At 57.5% G+C, this 21,485-nt stretch carries 17 protein-coding genes; 5 read left to right on the top strand and 12 right to left on the bottom strand.

The features are described from left to right. Window positions 1-27: 27 nt before the first annotated feature. The 5 genes from ACKXF9_RS12570 to ACKXF9_RS12550 all read right to left on the bottom strand — a co-directional run bounded on the left by ACKXF9_RS12570 (window position 28) and on the right by ACKXF9_RS12550 (window position 6,781). A complete protein-coding gene (locus ACKXF9_RS12570) occupies window positions 28-1,815 on the bottom strand; it encodes an extracellular solute-binding protein (protein ID WP_418266436.1) in 1,788 nt (595 codons plus the stop codon). Window positions 1,816-2,184: 369 nt separating this feature from the next. Then, window positions 2,185-3,558 carry a sodium-dependent transporter gene (locus ACKXF9_RS12565; protein WP_418266435.1) on the bottom strand — a complete coding sequence of 458 codons (1,374 nt, stop codon included), beginning with the start codon at window positions 3,556-3,558 and terminating at the stop codon, window positions 2,185-2,187. A gap of 158 nt (window positions 3,559-3,716) precedes the next feature. Then, on the bottom strand, window positions 3,717-5,009 hold the full coding sequence (locus tag ACKXF9_RS12560; RefSeq protein WP_348585033.1) for a TRAP transporter large permease: 1,293 nt from the start codon (window positions 5,007-5,009) through the stop codon (window positions 3,717-3,719). A gap of 24 nt (window positions 5,010-5,033) precedes the next feature. After that, window positions 5,034-5,489, bottom strand: a complete 456-nt coding sequence (locus ACKXF9_RS12555) for a TRAP transporter small permease (protein WP_097780928.1) — start codon at window positions 5,487-5,489, stop codon at window positions 5,034-5,036. A gap of 191 nt (window positions 5,490-5,680) precedes the next feature. Next, on the bottom strand, window positions 5,681-6,781 hold the full coding sequence (locus ACKXF9_RS12550) for a TRAP transporter substrate-binding protein (RefSeq protein ID WP_249237223.1): 1,101 nt from the start codon (window positions 6,779-6,781) through the stop codon (window positions 5,681-5,683). A 391-nt stretch (window positions 6,782-7,172) separates the two neighbouring features. Here ACKXF9_RS12550 and ACKXF9_RS12545 point away from each other — a divergent pair, with 391 nt between their 5' ends. Then, the gene (locus tag ACKXF9_RS12545) at window positions 7,173-7,862 is read left to right on the top strand and encodes a GntR family transcriptional regulator (RefSeq protein ID WP_249237224.1); all 690 of its coding nucleotides are present in this window, start codon (window positions 7,173-7,175) and stop codon (window positions 7,860-7,862) included. 70 nt (window positions 7,863-7,932) lie between these two features. On the opposite strand, the gene ACKXF9_RS12540 is transcribed toward ACKXF9_RS12545, so the two are convergent. Further along, the gene (locus ACKXF9_RS12540) at window positions 7,933-9,426 is read right to left on the bottom strand and encodes a DUF1846 domain-containing protein (RefSeq protein WP_418266434.1); all 1,494 of its coding nucleotides are present in this window, start codon (window positions 9,424-9,426) and stop codon (window positions 7,933-7,935) included. Between the two features lie 253 nt (window positions 9,427-9,679). On the opposite strand from ACKXF9_RS12540, the gene ACKXF9_RS12535 reads away from it, so the two are divergent. Beyond that, window positions 9,680-10,888 (top strand): GNAT family N-acetyltransferase, encoded by a 1,209-nt coding sequence (locus ACKXF9_RS12535; RefSeq protein ID WP_418266433.1) that lies wholly within the window; start codon window positions 9,680-9,682, stop codon window positions 10,886-10,888. Between the two features lie 228 nt (window positions 10,889-11,116). Here the strand turns inward: ACKXF9_RS12535 and ACKXF9_RS12530 are convergent, their stop codons facing one another. The 4 genes from ACKXF9_RS12530 to ACKXF9_RS12515 form a co-directional block, all read right to left on the bottom strand. After that, window positions 11,117-13,042: a PTS fructose transporter subunit IIABC gene (locus ACKXF9_RS12530; RefSeq protein ID WP_418266432.1), complete on the bottom strand. Its 1,926-nt coding sequence runs from the start codon at window positions 13,040-13,042 to the stop codon at window positions 11,117-11,119. 48 nt (window positions 13,043-13,090) lie between these two features. Beyond that, a complete protein-coding gene (pfkB, locus tag ACKXF9_RS12525; protein ID WP_418266431.1) occupies window positions 13,091-13,996 on the bottom strand; it encodes a 1-phosphofructokinase in 906 nt (301 codons plus the stop codon). After that, complete coding sequence (locus ACKXF9_RS12520) at window positions 13,993-14,748, bottom strand: DeoR/GlpR family DNA-binding transcription regulator (protein ID WP_418266430.1); 756 nt, start codon at window positions 14,746-14,748, stop codon at window positions 13,993-13,995. The genes pfkB and ACKXF9_RS12520 overlap by 4 nt, the downstream gene beginning before the upstream one ends. A 267-nt stretch (window positions 14,749-15,015) precedes the next feature. Beyond that, the gene (locus ACKXF9_RS12515; protein WP_418266429.1) at window positions 15,016-16,068 is read right to left on the bottom strand and encodes an ABC transporter substrate-binding protein; all 1,053 of its coding nucleotides are present in this window, start codon (window positions 16,066-16,068) and stop codon (window positions 15,016-15,018) included. A 222-nt stretch (window positions 16,069-16,290) separates the two neighbouring features. Here ACKXF9_RS12515 and ACKXF9_RS12510 point away from each other — a divergent pair, with 222 nt between their 5' ends. The 3 genes from ACKXF9_RS12510 to ACKXF9_RS12500 all read left to right on the top strand — a co-directional run bounded on the left by ACKXF9_RS12510 (window position 16,291) and on the right by ACKXF9_RS12500 (window position 18,691). Beyond that, window positions 16,291-16,971, top strand: coding sequence for a Crp/Fnr family transcriptional regulator (locus ACKXF9_RS12510; protein ID WP_418266428.1), 681 nt, complete (start codon window positions 16,291-16,293; stop codon window positions 16,969-16,971). A gap of 158 nt (window positions 16,972-17,129) precedes the next feature. Beyond that, on the top strand, window positions 17,130-18,110 hold the full coding sequence (locus ACKXF9_RS12505) for a glycosyltransferase family 2 protein (RefSeq protein WP_418266427.1): 981 nt from the start codon (window positions 17,130-17,132) through the stop codon (window positions 18,108-18,110). Continuing rightward, the gene (locus tag ACKXF9_RS12500) at window positions 18,107-18,691 is read left to right on the top strand and encodes a flavin reductase family protein (protein WP_418266426.1); all 585 of its coding nucleotides are present in this window, start codon (window positions 18,107-18,109) and stop codon (window positions 18,689-18,691) included. Before ACKXF9_RS12505 ends, ACKXF9_RS12500 begins: the two co-directional genes overlap by 4 nt. Before the next feature lie 351 nt (window positions 18,692-19,042). Here ACKXF9_RS12500 and metA read toward each other — a convergent pair whose 3' ends face one another. Further along, entirely contained in the window at window positions 19,043-19,975 is a 933-nt protein-coding gene (metA, locus tag ACKXF9_RS12495) for a homoserine O-acetyltransferase MetA (RefSeq protein WP_418266425.1), read from the bottom strand. Window positions 19,976-20,189: 214 nt separating this feature from the next. Then, the gene (locus ACKXF9_RS12490) at window positions 20,190-21,464 is read right to left on the bottom strand and encodes an O-acetylhomoserine aminocarboxypropyltransferase/cysteine synthase family protein (protein WP_005946495.1); all 1,275 of its coding nucleotides are present in this window, start codon (window positions 21,462-21,464) and stop codon (window positions 20,190-20,192) included. Window positions 21,465-21,485 lie beyond the last annotated feature (21 nt).

Raw genomic sequence — 21,485 nt, 5'->3', positions numbered from 1 at the left:
TCCTGTCTGTTCTGTTTCAGATGCACCCTAGCTCCATGCGGTATCTGCCCGGCTGATGGTGGTGTATGCACCAAAGAAGGCTTTTGCAGCATCCATGCCCACCACGCCGCTGTCTGTGACCGTGGTCTCCGCAGCCAACTGGTCGCTCACACCGCAGATGGCAACCTGATAGGTCTTGCCCGCATCCGGCTGCACCGGGCTTACCAGCACATAGGGGTAGCCCTTGCCGTTGCCGTAGGCATCATAACCAGAAGCAAGCAGGTCGTTGATCTGCTGCCCGGTCAGGGCAACGGTCTGGATGGTGCGGTTCCAGCCGGTGGGCAGGATGACCGAAAGGTCGTAATCCGTAATGCCCTTGGCGTACAGCTTGGCCGCTACGCCGTGATGGTTCTGTTCGGACGGGTTGCCAGGGATCCATGTGCTCAGCGACACCAGCGCAAGGTCGCTGCCGGTAGCCTGTGCAAAGCAGCGGCCCACCAGCATGGCGCAGTCCTCCTGCGAAAGCTCCTCGGTGACGGTAGTGATGGTATCCGGGGTGTTGTTCACCACACTATCCTGATCCTCGTCCAGCTGACGGATCACATCCTCCATGGTGGCATTGCCCTTCATGAAGTCCAGCATTTTAAGGCCGGTGGTCACGATGGTGTTTTCCCAGCCGGAATAGATAAAGGGCGCGGTGTTGCCTGCGTTCAGGGCATCGGCGATGTCGGCATAGTAGGTGCCGTCCGCTTTTGCGTCCTTGAAGGGCAGCAGGCTGCTTTTCAGCGCCGTTGCGGGCTGCAGAGCGCTGGTGCCTGCAACGGTGGAAAGCACACGCATCACCTTGAGCGCATCTTCCAGCTTCTGGGGGTCCTGCTCCAGCTTTTTATTCAGACCGTAGAAGCGGTTCACATTCAGCACAAAAACGTTCTGGGTGCCGTCCTCCGAGAGAAACGGCATCAGCCCGTATTTATCGGTGTTGCCCTCTGCCTCCACGATGCCGTTGGTGCCGCCCATCAGAAACAGGGTGTTGCCCTCGGCCATCCTCTGCCGGGTCACATTGTCGTCAAGAGCGTCGCCGGTGTCGTTCAGCATCCCGATGTCCTTCCACTTCTGGACATAGGCCATGGCCTGCATCATGCCGGGGGTATTGCTGACATTCGCCTTACCGGACAGATAATCCCGCTGCCACAGCCTGCCGTCCAGTGTGCCGAGGAAATCGGCGTCCGCAATGTTGCACAGGTACTGGAAACCGTAGCCCGGATACTGGATCTGCGGCAGACAGAGATCGACCCCTGCTTCCTTGGCCTTTGCCGCCAGTTCTTCCAGCTCAGCGAAAGAATTGGGCAGCTCCCAGCCGTATTTCTTCAGCAGGGTCTTGTTGTAGGTGATGCCGTAGCAGTTGTAGGTCGAGGGCAGCAGGTAGATGGCACCGTTGTCGAACACGTCCTGCAGACGGGACTCCACATAGTTATCCGTAAAATCGTAGCCGGAAAGGTCCAGCAGTTTGTCGGAGACCAGATTGATCCGGGGGTCGTAGTAGGTCAAGGTGCAGACGTCCGGCAGGTCGCCCGCCGCAAACATATTCTGCAAACAGGTGGTGGTGTTATCGCCGCTGTAGGGCACGACCTCAATGTTCACTTCCGGGTAAACGCTGTGCACCTGCTCAATAAAGGCTTCTATCTCCTTATAAGGTGCCATAAAGGTGATGGCTTCGTGCGCATCGTCTTTTTTCGCCGTTTCGGTCTTACCGCCGCCGCAGGCGGTCAGCGCTGCCGTTGCCGCCGTAATGCCGCAAACCCGCAAAAACGAGCGGCGGGAGATCTTTTTCATCATACAAATATTTTCCTCACATTTTCGGAGGCAGTACCACGCAAGTGCAGTAGCGCAGTGCTGCTTTAGCGATTCTTACACATCCCACAGGAACTCCGACGCTTGCGAGCAGACCGCACTGAGTTTTGCGTCGATTACCCCATAAAAGCAGTGTTATTATTTTAACACTGCAACAAAAGCGTTTCAAGCCGCTTGGAAATTTTTCGCACTTAAAAGGGTAAAATCCGGGCTTTTTATCGTTATTTTCCTTCCGGTGCGGCAAAAAAGCGCAAAAAAGCTGAGCACCTGTTCTTGCACAGATGCTCAGCTTTGCACGACTCTTCTGTTATTTACCGCTGCGTTTTCAGCATTCTACCCGATGGTAACGGCTGCTTACATGGCGATCCAGCCAAGGGCATTTGCCACCGAGCTGACCAGAATGATGGCCGCAAAGATGGGGCACAGATAGCGGATCATAAAGTTGAAGATCTTTTTGCGGCGGAAGGGCTTGCCGTCCAGCGTCACCTCTTCTTCGATCTTCTGCACGCCGATGACGCGGGACACCAGCAGGCAGGTGGCAATGGCTGCAATGGGCATCATGACAGAGTTGGTGAGGAAATCGAAGAAATCCAGAAACTGCATCCCGAACACCGTCACACCCGCCAGCGGGCCGTAGCCCAGCGCGGACAGGCTGCCCAGCGCCACCATGATCAGGCCGATCAGTGCCGTTGCGCGCTCGCGGCTCCAGCCCAGCTCGTCCTCAAAGGTGGAGACAGCGCTCTCGGTCAGGGCAATGGAGCTGGTGACGGCTGCAAACAGCACCAGCAAAAAGAACAGGATGCCCACCACGTGGCCAAAGCCCATGCTCTCGAACACCTTGGGGATGGTAATGAACATCAGCGCCGGACCGGCCTGCAGGGTATCCGGGTCGCCGCCGGAGAAGGAGAACACCGCCGGAATGATCATCAGGCCCGCCATGATGGCAATGGCCGTGTCGAACAGTTCCACGTTCTCGGTGGATTCCTCAATGGAGACATCCTTTTTCATATAGGAGCCAAAAGTGACCAGAATGCCCATGGCGATGGACAGCGAATAGAACATCTGGCCCATGGCTGTGACCACCGTCATCCAGGAGAAGTTTGCCACGTTCGGCACCAGAAAATATCTGACGCCGGCCAGTGCACCCGGGCGCGTGACCGAATAGCCTGCAATGACCACCGAAAGCACCACCAGCACCGGCATCATCACCTTGGAAACACGCTCCACGCCGTTGCGCACACCGGCAAAGATGATGGCCAGCGTAAAGGCCGTGAAGATCAGAAAGCACACCTCTGCCGACAGTCCGCTGGAAATGAAATTGGAAAAATAGCCGTCCTGCGAAAGCTCACTGCCGTGGCCGCTGATATACTCCGACAGATAGCGGATGACCCAGCCGCCGATGACCGAATAGTACGGCACGATCAGAATGGGGATGACCGCATTGATCCAGCCGCCGAACCGCAGGCCGCCCTTTTTGCCAAAGGCACCAAAGGCACCCACCGGGCTTTTGTGGGTCATGCGGCCCAGTGCCGTTTCGGCCACGATCATCGTGTAGCCAAAGGTGACGGCCAGCACGATGTACACCAGCAGAAAAATGCCGCCGCCGTATTTCGCGGCGAGATACGGAAACCGCCAGATGTTGCCAAGGCCCACCGAAGCGCCTGCGGCCGACAGCACAAAGCCGATCTTGCCGGAAAAAGCGCTGCGCTTTTGTTTTTGTGTATCCATGTTGCAGATCCTCTTTTCCTATATTCCTATACACAAGTGGTCTTAGTGTACCATATCTGTCGGCCAAATACAACAGTCCCGCCTGTTTGCGTACAAAAAACAAACAGCGCCCCGCAAGGGAGCGCTGCCTGTCTTTATAAGAGGTATACGCGTTGAGCTCAGAAGATGCTGTAGCCCAGCAGCTGCGGCAAGGCGGTGGTAAGCGGGCCCCACAGGCTGATGGAGATCAGAACGATCACATTGCAGATCACGTAGGGCGCTGCGCCCTTGAAGATCTCGATGATGGGCATACGGTTGATCTTATTGCAGGCGTTCAGGCACATGCCGACCGGCGGGGTGACCAGACCAATGGCCAGACCGGTGATCATCATGGCACCGAACTGCAGCGGCGAGAAGCCGTACTGCACCATGACCGGCAGCAGGATGGGAGTGAGCAGCAGGATGGCCGGGCTGACGTCGATGAAGGTGCCGATCATCAGGATCAGCACATCAAAGATCAGCGCAATGGCCCACGCGGGCATGTTCAGGGACATGAAGAAGGCACCTACCGTCTGCGGCACTTTCTGCATGGTCAGCACCCATGTGAAGATGGTAGTAAAACCGATGATGAGCATGATGGAGGAGGAAGAGATCAGGGTCTTTTTCAAAGCCTCCCAGACGCCCTTCCATGTCAGCTCCCTGTAGACGAAGAAGCCCACCAGCATGGAATACAGCACGGCCACACCGGCACTTTCAGATGCAGTGCACACGCCGAAGGAAACGCAGATGATGATGAACAGTGGCATGATGAGGGCGGGAATGCCGGAAAGCAGGCTCTTTGCGGCGCGCTTGCCGTCAAACTTGACCTTTTCCGGATGCCAGCCCTTCTTGGCGCTGATGATGTACACCAGCACCAGCTGGGTCAGTCCGATCAGGATGCCGGGCACGGCACCTGCCACGAACAGCGCACCCACCGATGCGCCGGAGATCATGGAGTAAACGATCATGGGCGTAGAGGGCGGGATGATCATGCCCATAGTGGAGGATGCCACCGTGATGCCCGCAGAAGCTTCCGGCGGGTAGCCTTCCTTCTCCATGGCGGGGATCAGGATGGAACCCAGAGCCGACGTGTCGGCCACCGAGGAACCGGAAATGCCGCCGAAGATCATGGAAGCCACGATGTTCACTTCGCCCAGACCGCCGCGGACGGGGCGCAGCAGCTCCATACAGAAGTTGATGATGCGCTGGGTGATGCCGCCGGTGTTCATCAGCTCACCAGCCAGCATGAACAGCGGCATGGCGATCATCAGCTCACTGTAGGCACCGTTCCACACGCGCTGCGGCAGCATAGTAATAAAGGTAGGTGCATAGATCAGGATGTAGGTCACGCAGGAAGCGCCGATGGCGAAGGCCAGCGGGATGCCCAGCGCGGCAAAGAAGATCAGCAGCACCAGAAGGATGAGCATTGCCATAGTTGTGTATTCTCCCCTTTCCGCTTATGCGTCGTCACGGCTCAGCGCCTGATTCTTGGGCGCAAAGTAGGAAATGTCGGCCTTGTACAGGGTGATGATCTTGATCACGACGCAGATGGCACAGATGATGCCGCACACCGGCATGATGCCGTACATATACATCATGGGGATCTCCATGCCCTGACTGATCTGCTTACCGGCAACGCCCACATACTTGAAGCCCTGATAGGTGAACACCAGCACCACGGCCAGCACAATGAGGTAGTTGATGATGGCAAGCCAGCGCTTGCGGGCAGGCTTTACGCCGTCGTAAAGGATGTCGATCATGACGTGCTCGTCCTTGATCACGTTGATGCCCATGCCCCAGAAGGTGGTAAAAGCAAACAGGGTGGTGTTGAACTCTGCCAGCTGCTTCCAGCTCAGAGAGAAGCAGTAGCGCGCAATAACGGTAAAGATCACAAGAGCTGCCAGCAGTGCCATGGCGATCACGCCGATGGTAAAGTATATGTCAAACAGCTTCTTGCCGATTTTTTTCAGCTTTTCGATGGTGCTCAGCCCCTTTCGGTTATTTTACAACTTTTTCCATTGGCCTGTTACAGCAGAGGGCAGCCCGCAGGCTGCCCTCTCGCCTTTACCGTAACATGGCCGTTCTCGCCTTTGGTCGTTTCTGCTTATGCCTTTGCGACGATATCCTGCATCTCCTTGATCTCGTCGGCAGTGCAGATGCCCTCGGTGACACACTGGTCGTACACGGACTGCACAGCGGCCTGGAAGGCCTTCAGCTCATCGGCAGAGGGCTCGTAGACCTCGCAGCCGTAGTCCACGATGGTCTGCTTTGCGGCGCTGGAGTTCTTGTCGATCAGCTCGTCGTTGTATTCGCCCATCTTGGTGGCGCACTCGGTAATGATATCGCGGTACTCCTCGGGCAGGCCGTTCCACCATGCTGCGTTCACATAGAAGGGGTCCGGATGGAACTGGTAGTTGACCTCGGTGAAGTACTTCTGCACTTCATAGAACTTCATGCCTTCCACGTTGACCCAGGGGTTCTCCTGACCGTCTGCAACGCCGGTCTTCAGACCCATGTACAGGTCGGAGTACGGGATGGTGGTGGTGGTAGCACCCATTGCCTGGAAGGTCATGTCAATGGTCTTCATGCCGTTGGTGCGCATCTTCAGGCCCTTCAGGTCTGCAGGAGCCTTGATGGCATGCTTGGAGTTGGAGAACTGGCGGTAGCCGCCTGCATCGCACAGGTTGATGATGACGGTGCCGGTCTCGCCCTCGGCCTCAGCGCACACCTTCTGTGCCAGATCGCTCTGCAGCAGAGCCGTGACCTGTGCACGGGTATTGGTCAGGAAAGGCAGGGTGAACATCAGCAGACGGGGGCTGAAGTCGAACTGACCGCCGCGCATGCCCTGCACGGTGCCGGCCACGACCTGCTCCAGCATCTCCTTCTCGGTGCCCAGCTGGCCGTTGCCGTAAACTTCGATCTTCACATGGCCGTTGGTGGCCTCTGCCACATCGGCGGCAAACTGCTCCATGGAAACAAAGCGGGGGTTGCCCTCGGGCTGTGCATGACCCACGGTCATGGTGAAATCGCCCAGAGATGCAAACTTGTCCTCACCGGCTGCTGCGGCACTTGCTGCAGTGCTGGTGGATGCTGCACCGGAAGCAGCCGGAGTGGATGCACCGGAACCGCCGCAGGCTGCCAGAGCACCTGCAGCTGCCATTGCACCAGATACCTTCAGGAAATTGCGACGAGAGATCTTTTTCATAATCTTCCTCCTTGTTTCAGGGGTGCCGTTTTGCCTCATACGCCAGCAAAGTTTTTTGGTATGCCCCTGTATACAGCATTTTCATTGCACGCTAATCGTAACAGAAAATTCACATCCGCACAAGAGCCAAACTTCACCAACTTCGTAAAGTTTCTTTGTGCATAACTAACAATCTTATCCGTTTCTCGTGGAAACTGTTACAATTCGATGACACAATTCCGTTCATTTTCATCTGATATATCAATTTTCGTCAAAAATGATAAATTTCGGAGCTTTTCCTATACTTGTATACAGGCTATTGTATACTTCATCCTCATACGTTGACAATCTCTTTTGGGCAGGCTAAAATAGAAATATCTTATCATCAACTGTGTAAATGGAGTGTGAACACATGGCTGAACAGCTGCATCCGGAGGACATCTACCAGACGTTGGAACATGATATCGTTACGCTGAAGATCAAGCCCGGAGAGACCATCAGCGAAAATCAGCTGTGCAAACGGTTCGGCATTTCGCGCACGCCGGTGCGCGCTGCCCTGCAGCGGCTGGAACAGAACGGCTTTGTGCAGATCATTCCCTGCAAGGGCACCATCGTCACCCCCATCAATCTGGATATCGTGGATCAGATCGCATACCAGCGCACAGCCGTTGAAAGCATGGTGCTGCGCGATTTCATTCAGGTCTGTTCGCCCAAAGAGTACATCGAGATCAAGCACAAATATGACCTGCTGGAGGAAATGGCCCAGACCATGACCGACCCGGAGAATGTGGATATCAACGCCTTCCTCATGCTGGATCTGGAAATGCACGCCATCTGGTTTTGCAGCATGAACAAGTGGTACATCTGGCAGAGCCTGACCAAGCCGCAGCCGGACTACTCCCGCTTCACCCGTCTGGATGTGGTGCGGGCAAACAATGTGCCGGATGTGCTCAGCGAGCACCGGGAGATCCTGCGCGTGATCCGGGAAAAGGATGTGGACGCCATTGAACCGCTGATTCGGCATCACCTGTACGGCGGCCTGCGCCGCATGGGCACCCAGCTGTATGCGGAGAAATACAAATCGTATTTTACCGGTATCTGAACCAATAAAAAACAGGCGCATCCGCCAGCCTTTCGGCCTTTGGATGCGCCCGTTTCGTTTTTTGTATGATTTACTGCTTGTGGTACTTGCGGTCCTCTTCCTCGTAAACGGGGTCACAGGTCAGGTACATTCCCAGCCGGTTCAGGGTGCTGGTATCCACACTCGAGAGCAGCACAGTGGAGTGCACATCGCAGCCCTTGAGGTTCGGCAGCTGGTGCATGGCCGCTGCGGCCTGCTCGTTGTCGGCTGCAGAGCTGGACAGGGCAATGAGGATCTCATCGGTGTGCAGGCGGGGATTCTTACCGCCCAGATAGTTGGTCTTGAGGGTCTGGATGGGCTCAATGGAAGCCGCACTCACAAGGTCGGTCTCCTGCGGGATGCCGGCCAGCACCTTGAGGGCGTTCATCAGGGCAGATGCAGCCGCACCCAGCAGGGGGCCGGTCTTGCCGGTGACAACGGTACCGTCCGGCAGCTCAATGGCGGCAGCGGGGGCCCCGCCGGTACTCTCGCTGCGGACATGAGCCTGCTTTTCCACTTCGCGCTGGCCCACGGTCAGGTCGGCCTGATTCATCAGCAGTTCCAGCTTGTAGCGCTCGGTCTCCTTGACCGTGCCAGTGATCTTCTGCTCACACAGGCACTTGAAGTAACGGCGCAGGATTTCCTTGCGGGATGCTTCGCGGCAGACCGCATCGTCCACGATGCAGTTGCCCGCCATGTTGACGCCCATATCCGTGGGGCTCTTGTAGGGGCTCTTGCCCGCGATGAGCTCGAACATGGCGTTCACCACCGGGAAGATCTCGATGTCGCGGTTGTAGTTGACGGTGGTCACGCCGTAGGCTTCCAGATGGAACGGGTCGATCATGTTCACATCGTTCAGGTCGGCCGTGGCGGCCTCGTAGGCCAGATTCACCGGGTGCTTGAGGGGAATGTTCCAGATGGGGAAGGTCTCGAACTTGGCGTAGCCGGCCTTGACGCCGCGCTTGTACTCGTGGTACAGCTGGGAAAGGCAGGTCGCCATTTTTCCGCTGCCGGGGCCGGGGGCCGTGATGACCACCAGCGGGCGCTGAGTCTCGATGTAATCGTTCTTGCCGTAGCCCTCGTCGCTGACGATGCGGGCCACATCGTTGGGGTAGCCGGGAATTTTGTAGTGGCGGAAGGTGCGGATGCCCAGACCGTTCAGCCGCTTTTCAAAGGCCTCCACCTCCGGTGCGGCGGCGTACTTGGTCACGCACACGCTGCCCACATACAGGCCCACCTCCTGAAAGGCGTCGATCAGGCGCAGCACGTCCAGATCGTAGGTGATGCCGTAGTCGCCGCGGATCTTGTTGCTGATGATGTCCTCGGCGCTGATAACGATGACCACCTCGGCCTGATCCTTCAGCTGAAGCAGCATCTGCAGTTTGGAATCGGGCTGAAAACCCGGCAGCACGCGGGATGCATGGTAATCATCGAACAGCTTGCCGCCGAATTCCAGATAGAGCTTGTTGTCGAACTTCTTGATGCGCTCACGGATGTGCTCCGACTGCATCGAAAGATATTTATCGTTGTCAAATCCAATTTTCATCGTTCGTTTCCTTTTCCTCTTTGCTGTGCCCGGTACACCGCACCGGAACTTTTCCATAACAGAAACAGTATACCACACTCAAAAACCGGGTGCAATCCAAAAGGAGGCCCGTGAGGCTTTTTCCAGCAAATGCGGCGTTTCGCCTTATTCTTTGCCCTGTTTTTTGTGAAAATGGTTCTTGCCGCCTTTTTGACAACGGGTGTATAATGGAGCTGTTCGGCAAACGCCTTTGAAAACAGAGAGGAAGTCTATCATGAACTCTGCCGAGGATTATACATACCGTTATCTTGAGACCGACGATCTCGATCAGTATAACGCCCTGCTGCGCTATACCTTTCAGGTGACCGAGGAAGAGCTTACCGCCACCGGCTGGAAGGACGACGAGATCAAGCAGTCCAAGTTTCCTGTGCTGGAACGCGCCGATGTGCTGGGCTGCTTTGACGGCAAAAACCTCGTCTCACAGTTCGCGGTCTACCCGCTGAAAATGAACATCTACGACACGGTATATCACGTAGGCTTTGTGACCAGCGTGTGTACCTACCCGGAGTACACCGGCAACGGCATCATGAAGCGGCTGATGATCCAGGGACTGACCCAGATGCACAAGGAGGGCAAGAGCTTTGCCCTGCTCTACCCCTACTCCATCCCGCTGTACCATCACCTTGGGTGGGAGATCATCTCCAACAAGATCTCCTTCAACATCAAGGACCGGCAGATCCCCACAAAGGTCTCCGCGCCCGGCTATGTGCGGCGCGTCGCATGGGACAACACCGAATTCCACGAGCTGCACTCGCACTTTGCTTCCATCACGCACGGGTGTCTGTTCCGCAACGCGCTGGCATGGGAAGAATACTGGCGCTGGGATGAGGATGACACCAACGTTGCCGTCTATTATAATGTAAAAGACAAGCCCTGCGGCTACATGGTGTACCTCATCAAGAACGACATCATGCACATCAAAGAAATGATCTACCTGAACCGCGAGGCCCAGAAGGGTCTGTGGGAGTATATCCACGCCCACGATTCCATGATCGACGAGGTGCACGGCAATACCTATTTCAGCGAGCCCATCGCCTTTGAAATGGACGACGGCGACATCAAGGAGGCCATCCGCCCCTATGCCATGGGCCGTATCGTGGATGTGGCCGGCTTTCTGGAGGATTACCCCTGCGACCCGGACGGCGGCGAGCTGTGCATCGAGCTGGAGATCGAGGACACTCTTCTGCCCTGGAACGACCGCACCTTCCGCATCCGATTTGCAGACGGCGGCTGCAAGCTGACCAATGCCCCCGCCGAATACCACCTGAAAATGGGCATCGGCACCCTTTCCACCCTGCTGCTGGGCTACAAGACCGCAGAACGCCTGTTTGAGCTGGAACGCATCGAGGGCCGGGAGGAAGCCGTGGAACGGCTGGACGATGTACTGTTCCATAAGATCCCGTACATTTCGGATTATATCTGATTCTAAAATTACCTGTAGTTTTGCAGGACAGCAGGAAGTTTCTCCAGCGAATGACCGGGAAGTGGGGCCCTGCCACCGCAGGTGGTGGGGCGGAACCGTGGGTTCCGGGCTGTTCGCGGAGAAAGCTTCCTGCCGTCCTGCCGGGCAACTGGATACAGCAAGCCCCCGGGTCTCCCCGGGGGCTTGCTGCGGCTTTATGAAGTATCTCGAATATGGAGGGAATAGCGTTTATTCTGCGTCGGTACGGTTTTTCTTGAGCAAGCTCAGAATCACGGCACCCAGCACACTGCCCACGGCCAGTGCCACACAGTACAGCACTGCGTGGTCAACCACAGGGAACACGAAGATGCCGCCGTGCGGTGCACGCAGAGCGCAGCCGAAGGTCATGGAGAGCGCACCAGCCACTGCTGCACCGGCCACGCAGCTGGGCAGGACGCGCAGGGGATCTGCTGCTGCATAAGGGATCGCACCCTCGGTAACGAAGCACAGGCCCATGACGTAGTTCACGATGCCGTTGCGGCGCTCGTCGGCCGTCCACTTCTTGGGGCAGAAGGTGGTGGACAGGGCAATGGCGATGGGAGGGACCATGCCGCCCACCATGACAGCGGCCATCACCTCATAGTTGCCGGAGGCAAGGGCTGCCGTGCCAAAGACGTAAGCTGCCTTGTTGAAGGGGCCGCCCATATCAACGCTCATCATACCGGCTACGATGGCACCCAGCAGCACCTTGGAGGTGCCGCCCATGGCGTTCAGGCAATCGGTCATGGCCGTGTTGATCATGCCCATGACCGGGTTGATGCCGCACATCACCGCGCCGAGGATGAGCATACCGCCCAGCGGGTAGATGAGCATGGGACGGATGCCATTCAGGCTGGCAGGCAGCTTTTCGGTGATCTTTTTCAGCAGCTCAACGATGTAGCCTGCAGCAAAACCGGCCAGCAGCGCCGCAAGGAAGCCGCCGGAAACACCGGTGGTCTCACCCGCTGCAATGCCTGCAAAGTTGGTGCCGTTCATGGCCAGCACACCGCCCGCAAAGCCGACTGCCAGACCCGGACGGTCTGCAATGGACATGGCGATGAAGGCCGACAGAATGGGCAGCATGTAACCGAAGGCTGCGTTGCCCACCGTCTTAAAGAAGGCAGCGACCGGGGTGTTCATGCCAAAGTTGGAGGGATCGATGGTGTAATCGTCCAGCAGGAACGCCAGTGCGATCATGATGCCGCCGCCCACCACGAAGGGCAGCATGTGGGAGACACCGTTCATCAGGTTCTTGTACAGGGTGCGTCCAAAGCTGTCCTTGCCGGAAGCATCCTCGGCGGCCTGTGCGCCGCCCTCGGCGTGGTAAACAGGCACCTCGCCGTGCACGATCTTCTTGATGAGCTCCTCCGGCTTGTGGATGCCATCGTCCACCCGGGTGAACAGCACCGGCTTGCCGTCGAAGCGGGCGGTCTCCACCTTCTTTTCTGCCGCCACGATGATGCCATTGCAGTTTGCGATCTCTTCTCTGGTGAGGATGTTCTTGGCACCGTCCGAGCCATTGGTCTCCACCTTGGTGGGCAGGCCCAGCTTGTCACCGGCCTTGGTCAGGGCTTCCGCTGCCATATAGGTGTGGGCAATGCCGTTGACGCAGGCGGTCACGGCCAGAATACGGTAGCCGTTCTGGGGGATCTCCTGCTGGGTGAAGCTCTCCGCGCCGAACTGAGCCTCCTCCTGTGCATCGATGCAGTCAAGGAACTCTGCCGGGGTCTTTGCGGCCTTCAGTTTTTCTACAAAGTCCTCGTTCATCAGCATCTGCATCATACGGGCCAGCATGTCCACATGCAGGCTGCCGTTTTCCGGAGCTGCAATGGCAAACAGCAGGTCGGTGGTGCCGTCGTCCTCGGCGTTGTACTGCACCGGGCTGCTCAACCGCAGCGCCGCCAGACTGGGCCGGGTGACTACATTGGTCTTGGCGTGGGGCACCGTGATGCCGTTGTCCACATAGGTGGAGCCCTCCGCCTCACGGGCATAAAGGGCCTTTTTGTAGGCTTCCTTGTCCGTGATGTTGCCATGGGTGGCCTGCAGCTCCACCAGACGGCTGATGATCTGCTCCTGATCGGTCAGAGCCTCATCCAGTGCGATGGACTGCGCGGTGAATAATTCCGTAATACGCATGATTTTTCTCCCTTCCTGTATAACTGCAACCCTCTCCGTCACAGAGGGTCAGATTTCCTTCATCAGTTCGTCGATTTTTTCTTTGGTAGCAAGACCCAGACTGAACGCGGTGGCGCTGCCGCAGGCGGTGCCCAGACGCAGTGCAAAGGAATAGCTCCGGGTCTGCATCCAGCCAGCCACAAAGCCGGCCACCATGCTGTCGCCTGCGCCCACGCTGTTTACAACCTTTCCCTTGGGGCAGCCGATGCGGTGTACCTGTCCCTGCTCGTCCACCAGCAGGGCACCGTCCCCCGCCATGCTCACCAGCACGTTGCGGGCGCCCTTTTGCTGTAGGGTGCGGGCCGCAGCAATGATCTCTTCGTCCGTAGTCAGCACCCTGCCCACGATCTCGCCCAGCTCGTGGTTATTGGGCTTGATGAGGAAGGGGTGGTACTGCAGAACATTCACCAGCAGATCGCGGGTGGCATCCACCACAGCACGCACGCCCCTGCCCTGCAGCCGGGCCAGCAGCCGCTCGTAGGTATCCTGCGGCAGGCTCTTGGGAATGCTGCCCGCCAGAATGAGGATATCATCCTCGTTCAGGCTGTCCAGCTTCTTTTCCAGCTCCTGCATGGCGCTCTCCGGAATGTCGGGGCCTGCCCCGTTCAGCTCGGTCTCCTGCCCGGCTTTGATCTTTACATTGATGCGGGTCATGCCCTGTTCCAGATGCACAAAATCGGTCTTTAAGCCCTGTGCAGCAAGACCGCGTTCCAGCCATGCGCCGGTCTCGCCCGCCACAAAGCCCAGCGCCACGCTCCTGCAGCCCAGCTGTGCCAGCACGCCGGACACGTTAATGCCCTTGCCGCCCAGCACGCAGTCCTCACCGGCTGCGCGGTTCACCTCGCCTACTTCCAGCGGTGCTTCCAAGCGCACCACATAATCGATGGCCGGATTGAATGTAACTGTGTAGATCATACTTCCGTCTCCTTTACCAGTGTGAACTGTTTGTATTTCGGATTGGGGCAGCGGTTGGTGAGGATGGCACCGCCCTGCAGGTCGGCGATGACTGCCGGGTAGATGCGGGCAAACTTGGCGTCATCCACAAGGAACCATGTTTCCCGTGCCCGGTGCACCGCTGCCGCCTTGACGGCGGCTTCTTCCGGGTCCGGGGTGGTAAAGCCTGCTTCCAGCGCCACACCGTTGGCACCCATGAAGGCCTTGGTGAAATTGTATTGCTGGATAATGCTCACGGTAGGCGCACCCACGATAGCCTCGGTCTGGGGCCGCAGCAGTCCTCCGGGCAGATACACCCGGCAGCCCTTCTGGGCCAGCGCCCGGGCGTGGGCCACGCCGTTGGTCAGATAGCTGGCCTTGAGGGCATCTCCGGTCAGGGCCCGCACCAGCTCCAGCGTGGTGGAACCGGCATCGATGAACACAAAATCGTTCGCATTGATGAGCTGCGCCGCAGCCTGTGCGATGCTGCGCTTCTGCTCCACCGCCAGCGTTTCCTTTGCTTCCATGGTGGGTTCGTCTGCCAGAAAGCGGCTGTCCGGCAGCGTGGCACCGCCATGCACCTTGTTCAGCTTGCCCTGCCGATCCAGCTCGGTCAGGTCGCGGCGGATGGTGGATTCGCTGGTGTTCAGCGCCTCACACAGCTCCTGCACCGTGACGGTGCGTTTGCGGTCCAGCTGTTCCATGATCAGGCTGAAGCGTTCTTCTGCCAGCATCTGCATCCTCTCCTTTGGCTTTATTTTTGTTTGACAGTTTGTGACCGTTTGTGCGTTATTTTGGTTGATCGCATCTTTATTATAGCAAATATAGTGCCAAAATCAATCACTTTCAGTCGCTTTCGTTCATTTTCGTTCACAAAAAATTGTCTTGAAATTTGTGCAGGGAGCACAAAAGCTGGGATACAAGCATTCTGTGCAAACAAAAAAGCCGCCGTGCGTACCAATCGCACAGCGGCCGGAGAGAAGGTCTGGTTCAGAAAAGGCTTACTCGGCAGCCCAGTAGAAATCGTCGCCGGGCATTGCGCCGCCCACCGCCTTGGGGTCGGCGTCAAACAGCACCTGCAGATAAGCGGATGCGTTGGTCTTGAGCTCGTCGCCGGTCAGGCATACGATGTTGCACTCGGGCAGAGCCTTCTTGGCGATCGCAGCCTTGGCCACAACGCCCTGCTCCTCGCACAAAGCAGCGGTGCCGTCCAGATCGGTATTGGCAGCTTCCACGCTCTTGGCGTAGTCGGTCAGGAATGCAGCCACCACGTCCGGGTGTTCCTCGGCATACTCCTTGCGCACCACGGTCACGCCCGTGATGAGCTGGGTATCGGCCACCTTGTTCCACTCCTCGGTCAGGTCCAGAGCCACACGCAGGGTGTCGTCCTGCAGGCCTGCAGCGGTCACGTAGGGCTGGGGCAGGACGGCAATGGCATCCTCGGTATTGGCCATCTGAGCCGTGACCTCGGTGGCCTCGCTGTAGTATTCAATGGTCACGTCCTTGTCCGGGTCAATGCCGTTCTGGGTCAGCAGGTAGCGCAGCACGTACTCGGGCGTGGTGCCCTTGCCGGTGGACAGGATGGTACGGCCCTTCAGATCTGCCATGGACTGGACCGTATCGCCGCCCTTTTCCACTACGTACAGCACGCCAAGCGTGTTGACGGCAACAGCCTGAATGCCGCCCTCCGTCTTCTGATACAGAGTCGCAGCCAGATTTGCCGGGATGGCAGCCATGTCCAGCTCGCCCTTCATCAGCAGGGGCACGATCTCATCGGCAGCACCGTAGAGCTGCAGATCGTAGTCCATGGAAGCGGTACCGTCCTCTTCCATGCTCAGCAGGTTCACCAGACCCATGGTGGTGGGGCCCTTCAGGCCGGCGATGCGCAGCGCATCGGTGGTGGACAGCTCCTTGGCTTCCTCGCTGGAAGCAGCTTCGGAGACGGCTTCGCCGGAGGCAGCGCTGGAAGCAGTAGTGCCGGATGCTGCGCCGCCGCAGGCGGCAAGGCTCAGGGCAAGGGCCAGAGCCAGCAGCATAGATGTCAGTTTTTTCATGCGGGGTTCCCTCTTTTCCTCATCAGACGGCACGATTCCTGTGCCGCAAAAACTTTGCACAGAATCATCGGACTGTCTTTTTATATTTTTTACAAAGCAAATTTACAAAATCATTTGCTTTGCGGGTCTAAGTTTACTATAATAGAATCAAAAATACCGTTGCGTGTGCAACGGAATTGCAGGAGGGCTGTGGAGACCCCAGGTCTTTCCCACAAATTTGCGATGAAAAACTATCTTTCGCTGTTATGCTCCACCTCATTATTCAATGGTCTGACCGCCGAAGAGCTGCAGACCCTGCTGAGCCAGCTGGGTGCCGTGGTGCGCAGCTACGGCAAGGGCGAGGCCCTTGTGCTGGCGGGCGAACCCAGCCGTCGGGTAGGCATTGTGCTGAACGGCGAGCTGGAAGCCTACCGTCCCGGGCCGCAGGGCACCCGCATCCCCATCACACACATGGAGCCGGGCGGGGTGTTCGGCGATGTGCTGGGCGGTTCCAGCCGGACCAGCCCGGTCACAGTGGTGGCATCGGTGCCCTGCGAGGTGCTGCTCATCCCCTACGAGCAGCTTCTGCTGTCGGACGGCAGCCCGGCGCATCAGCTGGCGCTGCGCAATCTGGTGCGCACCATCAGCGATAAATATTTTTCCCTCTCCCGCCGGGTAGACCTGCTGGTGCTCAAAAGTCTGCGGGCCAAGGTGTGCGCCTATCTGCTGAGCGAGAGCGAACGGGCCGGAAGCCTGACCTTCAGCATCCCGTTCTCCCGCATCCAGCTGGCAGATTACCTGAACTGTGACCGCAGCGCCCTCAGCCGTGAGCTGAGCCAGATGCAGCGGGACGGCCTGCTGGATACCTACAAGAGCAGCTTCAAACTGCTGAAACCCGAGGTGTTGAAGCAGATGGTGCAGTGACCATTTGAATAGCCGCAGCGTGCGCTTTGGCTGTCTTCAGCGGAAATTTTATATTTGAGTTTTAGAAAAATCTGCGGTTTTTTCTAAAACTCTTTTTCACTGGAAGGCCGTAACCGTCAGCGGCATTATCTTGTTATTTTTAAGGAGTATTTTTAAATATGTCAAAACCGATTTTATGGATCGTGATCCCCTGCTACAACGAAGAGCAGGTGCTGCCCATCACAGCACCCATGTTTCTGGAAAAGATCCATTCTCTGGCCGCACAGGGCCTTGTGAGTGAAAAGAGCCGGGTGCTGTTCGTGAACGACGGCTCCAAAGACAAGACATGGGAGCTGATCCAGAATTTTGCTGCGCAGGATGAGCACTATATCGGCATCGCCCAGAGCCGCAACCGCGGCCACCAGAACGCCGTGCTGGCCGGTCTGATGGAGGCGCTGCACAGCGGCACCTGCGATATTACCATTTCCATCGACTGCGATGGTCAGGATGACATCAACGCCATGGACGAGATGGTAAAAAAGTATCTGGATGGTGCCGAGGTGGTCTACGGTGTGCGCAGCCGCCGCGATACGGACACCTTCTTCAAGCGGTTCACCGCCGAAGGCTTTTACCATGTGATGAACGCTCTGGGCGCGGACATCGTGTTCAACCATGCAGACTACCGCCTCATCAGCACCCGTGTGCTGGAAAGCTTTGCCGACTACAGGGAAGTGAACATTTTCCTGCGCGGCATGGTGCCTCTGGTGGGCTTCCGGAGCGATGTTGTCACCTACGAGCGCCATGAGCGCCTTGCCGGTGAGAGCCACTACCCCCTGAGCAAGATGCTGGCACTGGCCTTTGACGGCATCACCAGCCTTTCCAACAAGCCTATCCGCATCATCACCGGGGCAGGCATTGCCGTGAGCCTGATTGGCTTTATCGGGGTCATCTGGGCCATCGTGTGCGCCGCCATGGGCAGCAGCGTGGCCGGCTGGGCCTCCATCGTGTGCATCGTCTGCTTCATGAGCGGCGTGCAGCTGGTGTGTCTGGGCGTCATCGGCGAATATATCGGTAAGATCTATATGGAGACCAAGGCCCGTCCGCGCTACATCATCAGCGAGCGCACCTGGGCCCCCTACGAAAGGAAGTATCACGGATGAGCAAACAGAGCTGGCGCGGCAGCACCCTGCTGAACCCGGAACCGCCGGTACTGGTGTCCTGCGGCGGGCTGGAAAAGCCCAATCTCATCACCATCGGCTGGACGGGCACCATCTGCACCCAGCCCAGCATGGTATCCATCAGCGTTCGGCCGGAACGCTACAGCCACCACCTCATTCAGGAAAGCAGACAGTTTGCCATCAATCTGCCCACCGAAGCGCTGGTGCGTTCGGTGGACTGGTGCGGCGTGAAAAGCGGCCGTGACGTGGACAAGTTTGCCGCCTGCGGCCTGCACGCCGCCCCCGGCACTGTACTGACCGACTGCCCCATTCTGGAAGAAAGCCCGGTGAACCTTGAGTGCAGAGTGACCCAGGTGATCCCGCTGGGCAGCCACGATCTGTTCCTTGCCGAAGTGGTGGCCTGTGATGTGGATGAAAGCCTGCTGGACGAAAGCGGCAAGCTGTGTCTCGAAAAGGCAAAACTCATCGTCTACAGCCACGGTGACTATCTGGCTCTGGGCCGGAAGCTGGGCACCTTTGGCTACAGCGTGCGCAAGAAAAAGCCGGTAAGGCGTAAAAAATAATTTGCATTTCATCGCTTGACTTTTGCCCAAAACTGCATATACTAAAGATAGGCAATGAGATGAAGGCCTGTTCCGTGGTTACCACGAAAAAACCAAAAGCCCCCCGGTACTGATACTACCGGGGGGCTTCTTGGGTTAGTGCTTACTGCCCTTGAAGAACAGGCTGTCAAGCCACTTGCACAGATAGTAGGCAACTACCTCTGCTCCGACAGTCTGTATAAATGAGATGAAGGCTTCCATTGGTTACCACCTCCTTTCCGCGGTTAAGGGAATGGAGAAGGGCCGCAGGAACAGTATAGCACAAAAACCGGTATCGCGCAATTTTGACGCAATACCGGTTTTCTTTTGCATTTATTCGTGCTTTACGCGCTGGATCTCGCCCAGATCATAGGGGGTGTTCTGGTAGACATAGTAGTTCAGCCAGTTCTCATACAGCAGGTGGGCGTGGGCACGCCAGCGGAACAGCGGCGGTTTGGACGGGTCATCGTCCGGGTAGTAATTCACCGGCACATGGATGGGCAGGCCCTTGTCCACATCGCGGCGGTACTCTGAATCCAGCGTGTACTTGTCGTACTCCGGGTGGCCGGTGACAAAGATCTGCCGTCCGTTCTCGGTGCTCATGAGGAAGGGCCCGGCCACATCGCTCTCGGCAAGGATGCGCAGAGCCTTGCAGTTGTCCACATCCTCGCGGCTGATGCCGGTGTGGCGGCTGTGGGGCGCATAGAACACCTCGTCAAAGCCGCGCACCAGCGGGTTTGACGGGCGGACGACCCGGTGCTCGAACACGCCGAACATCTTTTCCGGCAGCAGCTGCTTGTGCACGCCGTAGTGGTAGTACAGGCCCGCCTGCGCGCCCCAGCACACATGCAGGGTGGAGTAGACATTCGTCTCGCTGAAGTCCATGATCTCGCACAGTTCCTGCCAGTAATCCACCTGCTCAAAGTCCATGGTCTCCACCGGTGCACCGGTGATGATCATGCCATCGTAGCGGTTGTTTTTTACCTCGTCAAAGTTCTTATAGAACGATTCGAGGTGTGCCGCCGAAACGTGGGTCGCCGCATGGCTGGCCGTCTGCAGCAGGGTCATGTGCACCTGCAGCGGGGTATTTGCCATCAGACGGGCGATCTGGGTCTCGGTGGTGATCTTGGTGGGCATCAGGTTCAGGATCAGGATCTCCAGCGGCCGAATATGCTGGGCGAGGGCGCGCTCGCGGTGCATGACAAAGACGTTCTCCTTGTATAGGGCATCGTAAGCAGGCAGAGTCTTGGGAATGATCAGCGGCATAGTGTCGTACTCCTAACGATTTAGAATAGCCTCCGCTGACGCTCTGGCTATCTTCAGCGGAATTTATTTTTGTACTTTGTACTCCAGAAAAGCCTGCGGGCTTTTCTGGAGTACCTTTTTATGGAGAGGGGCCCAAACCGGCAGATGCATAAAGCTCACCCTTTGGGGGAGCTGCTGAACGAAGTGAAGCTGAGAGGGCGAACCCGTTTGCCTTTTAGATCTTATCCAGCGCCTGTGCGATATCCGCAATGAGATCCTCGCTGCTTTCCAGACCGCAGCTCATGCGCACCAGCTCTGCGGGCACACCAGCAGCCTTCAGCTGCTCATCGTTCATCTGGCGGTGGGTGCTGGATGCAGGGTTCAGGCAGCAGGTGCGGGCATCGGCCACATGGGTCTCGATGGCTGCCAACTTCAGATTCTTCATAAAGATGCTTGCAGCCTCACGGCCGCCGGCCAGACCAAAGCTGACCACGCCGCAGCTGCCATTCGGCAGATACTTCTCCGCCAGTGCATGGTACGGGCTGGACTCCAGACCGCAGTAGTTCACGTAGGCCACCTTGGGATGGCTCTCAAGGAACTCTGCCACGGCCATGCCGTTGGCGCAGTGGCGCTGCATCCGCACATGCAGGCTTTCCAGACCGAGGTTCAGCATGTAGGCGTTCATGGGCGACTGCATGGAGCCAAAGTCACGCATCAGCTGCGCGGTAGCCTTGGTGATAAAGGCACCCTCTTTGCCGAAACGCTCGGCGTAGGTGATGCCGTGGTAGCTGTCGTCCGGGGTGCACAGGCCGGGGAACTTCTCGGCATGGGCCATCCAGTCGAACTTGCCGCCGTCCACGATGGCACCGCCCAGCACCGCGCCATGACCGTCCATGTACTTGGTGGTGGAGTGGGTCACGATATCGGCACCCCACTCAAAGGGGCGGCAGTTGACCGGCGTGGGAAAGGTATTGTCCACGATCAGCGGCACACCGTGGGCGTGAGCAGCCTTGGCAAACTTCTCAATGTCCAGCACGGTCAGAGCCGGGTTTGCGATGGTCTCGCCGAACACCACCTTGGTGTTGGGCTGGAATGCGGCGTTCAGCTCTTCCTCGGTGCACAGCGGGTCCACGAAGGTGGCTTCAATGCCCATCTTCTTCATGGTGACCGAGATCAGATTGAAAGTGCCGCCGTAAATGGTGCTGGATGCCACGATATGGTCGCCTGCTTCGCAGAGGTTGAACAGGGCAAAGAAGTTTGCAGCCTGACCGCTGCTGGTCAGCATTGCGGCCGTGCCGCCTTCCAGCTCGCAGATCTTCTTAGCCACAAGGTCGCAGGTGGGGTTCTGCAGACGGGAATAGAAATAGCCGTCGGCTTCCAGATCGAACAGCTTGCCCATGTCCTCGCTGGTGGCATACTTGAAGGTGGTGGACTGGATAATGGGGATCTGGCGGGGTTCGCCGTTGCCGGGGGTGTAACCGCCCTGCACACAGATGGTATCGCGATTCATACTACATACTCCTTTACTGGG

The organism is Faecalibacterium sp. 9, from assembly GCF_048320955.1.
GTDB lineage: Bacteria > Bacillota > Clostridia > Oscillospirales > Ruminococcaceae > Faecalibacterium > Faecalibacterium wellingii.
The sequence above is the reverse complement of the archived record's forward strand: the minus strand, read 5'-3'. Positions and strand labels throughout refer to the sequence as shown.

Bases quoted from the DNA above. Each gene is read 5' to 3' on its own strand.
- ACKXF9_RS12570 (WP_418266436.1), bottom strand. From the start codon at position 1,815: ATGATGAAAAAGATCTCCCGCCGCTCGTTTTTGCGGGTTTGCGGCATT.
- ACKXF9_RS12565 (WP_418266435.1), bottom strand. From the start codon at position 3,558: ATGGATACACAAAAACAAAAGCGCAGCGCTTTTTCCGGCAAGATCGGC.
- ACKXF9_RS12560 (WP_348585033.1), bottom strand. From the start codon at position 5,009: ATGGCAATGCTCATCCTTCTGGTGCTGCTGATCTTCTTTGCCGCGCTG.
- ACKXF9_RS12555 (WP_097780928.1), bottom strand. From the start codon at position 5,489: ATGGCACTGCTGGCAGCTCTTGTGATCTTTACCGTTATTGCGCGCTAC.
- ACKXF9_RS12550 (WP_249237223.1), bottom strand. From the start codon at position 6,781: ATGAAAAAGATCTCTCGTCGCAATTTCCTGAAGGTATCTGGTGCAATG.
- ACKXF9_RS12545 (WP_249237224.1), top strand. From the start codon at position 7,173: ATGGCTGAACAGCTGCATCCGGAGGACATCTACCAGACGTTGGAACAT.
- ACKXF9_RS12540 (WP_418266434.1), bottom strand. From the start codon at position 9,426: ATGAAAATTGGATTTGACAACGATAAATATCTTTCGATGCAGTCGGAG.
- ACKXF9_RS12535 (WP_418266433.1), top strand. From the start codon at position 9,680: ATGAACTCTGCCGAGGATTATACATACCGTTATCTTGAGACCGACGAT.
- ACKXF9_RS12530 (WP_418266432.1), bottom strand. From the start codon at position 13,042: ATGCGTATTACGGAATTATTCACCGCGCAGTCCATCGCACTGGATGAG.
- pfkB (WP_418266431.1), bottom strand. From the start codon at position 13,996: ATGATCTACACAGTTACATTCAATCCGGCCATCGATTATGTGGTGCGC.
- ACKXF9_RS12520 (WP_418266430.1), bottom strand. From the start codon at position 14,748: ATGCTGGCAGAAGAACGCTTCAGCCTGATCATGGAACAGCTGGACCGC.
- ACKXF9_RS12515 (WP_418266429.1), bottom strand. From the start codon at position 16,068: ATGAAAAAACTGACATCTATGCTGCTGGCTCTGGCCCTTGCCCTGAGC.
- ACKXF9_RS12510 (WP_418266428.1), top strand. From the start codon at position 16,291: ATGAAAAACTATCTTTCGCTGTTATGCTCCACCTCATTATTCAATGGT.
- ACKXF9_RS12505 (WP_418266427.1), top strand. From the start codon at position 17,130: ATGTCAAAACCGATTTTATGGATCGTGATCCCCTGCTACAACGAAGAG.
- ACKXF9_RS12500 (WP_418266426.1), top strand. From the start codon at position 18,107: ATGAGCAAACAGAGCTGGCGCGGCAGCACCCTGCTGAACCCGGAACCG.
- metA (WP_418266425.1), bottom strand. From the start codon at position 19,975: ATGCCGCTGATCATTCCCAAGACTCTGCCTGCTTACGATGCCCTATAC.
- ACKXF9_RS12490 (WP_005946495.1), bottom strand. From the start codon at position 21,464: ATGAATCGCGATACCATCTGTGTGCAGGGCGGTTACACCCCCGGCAAC.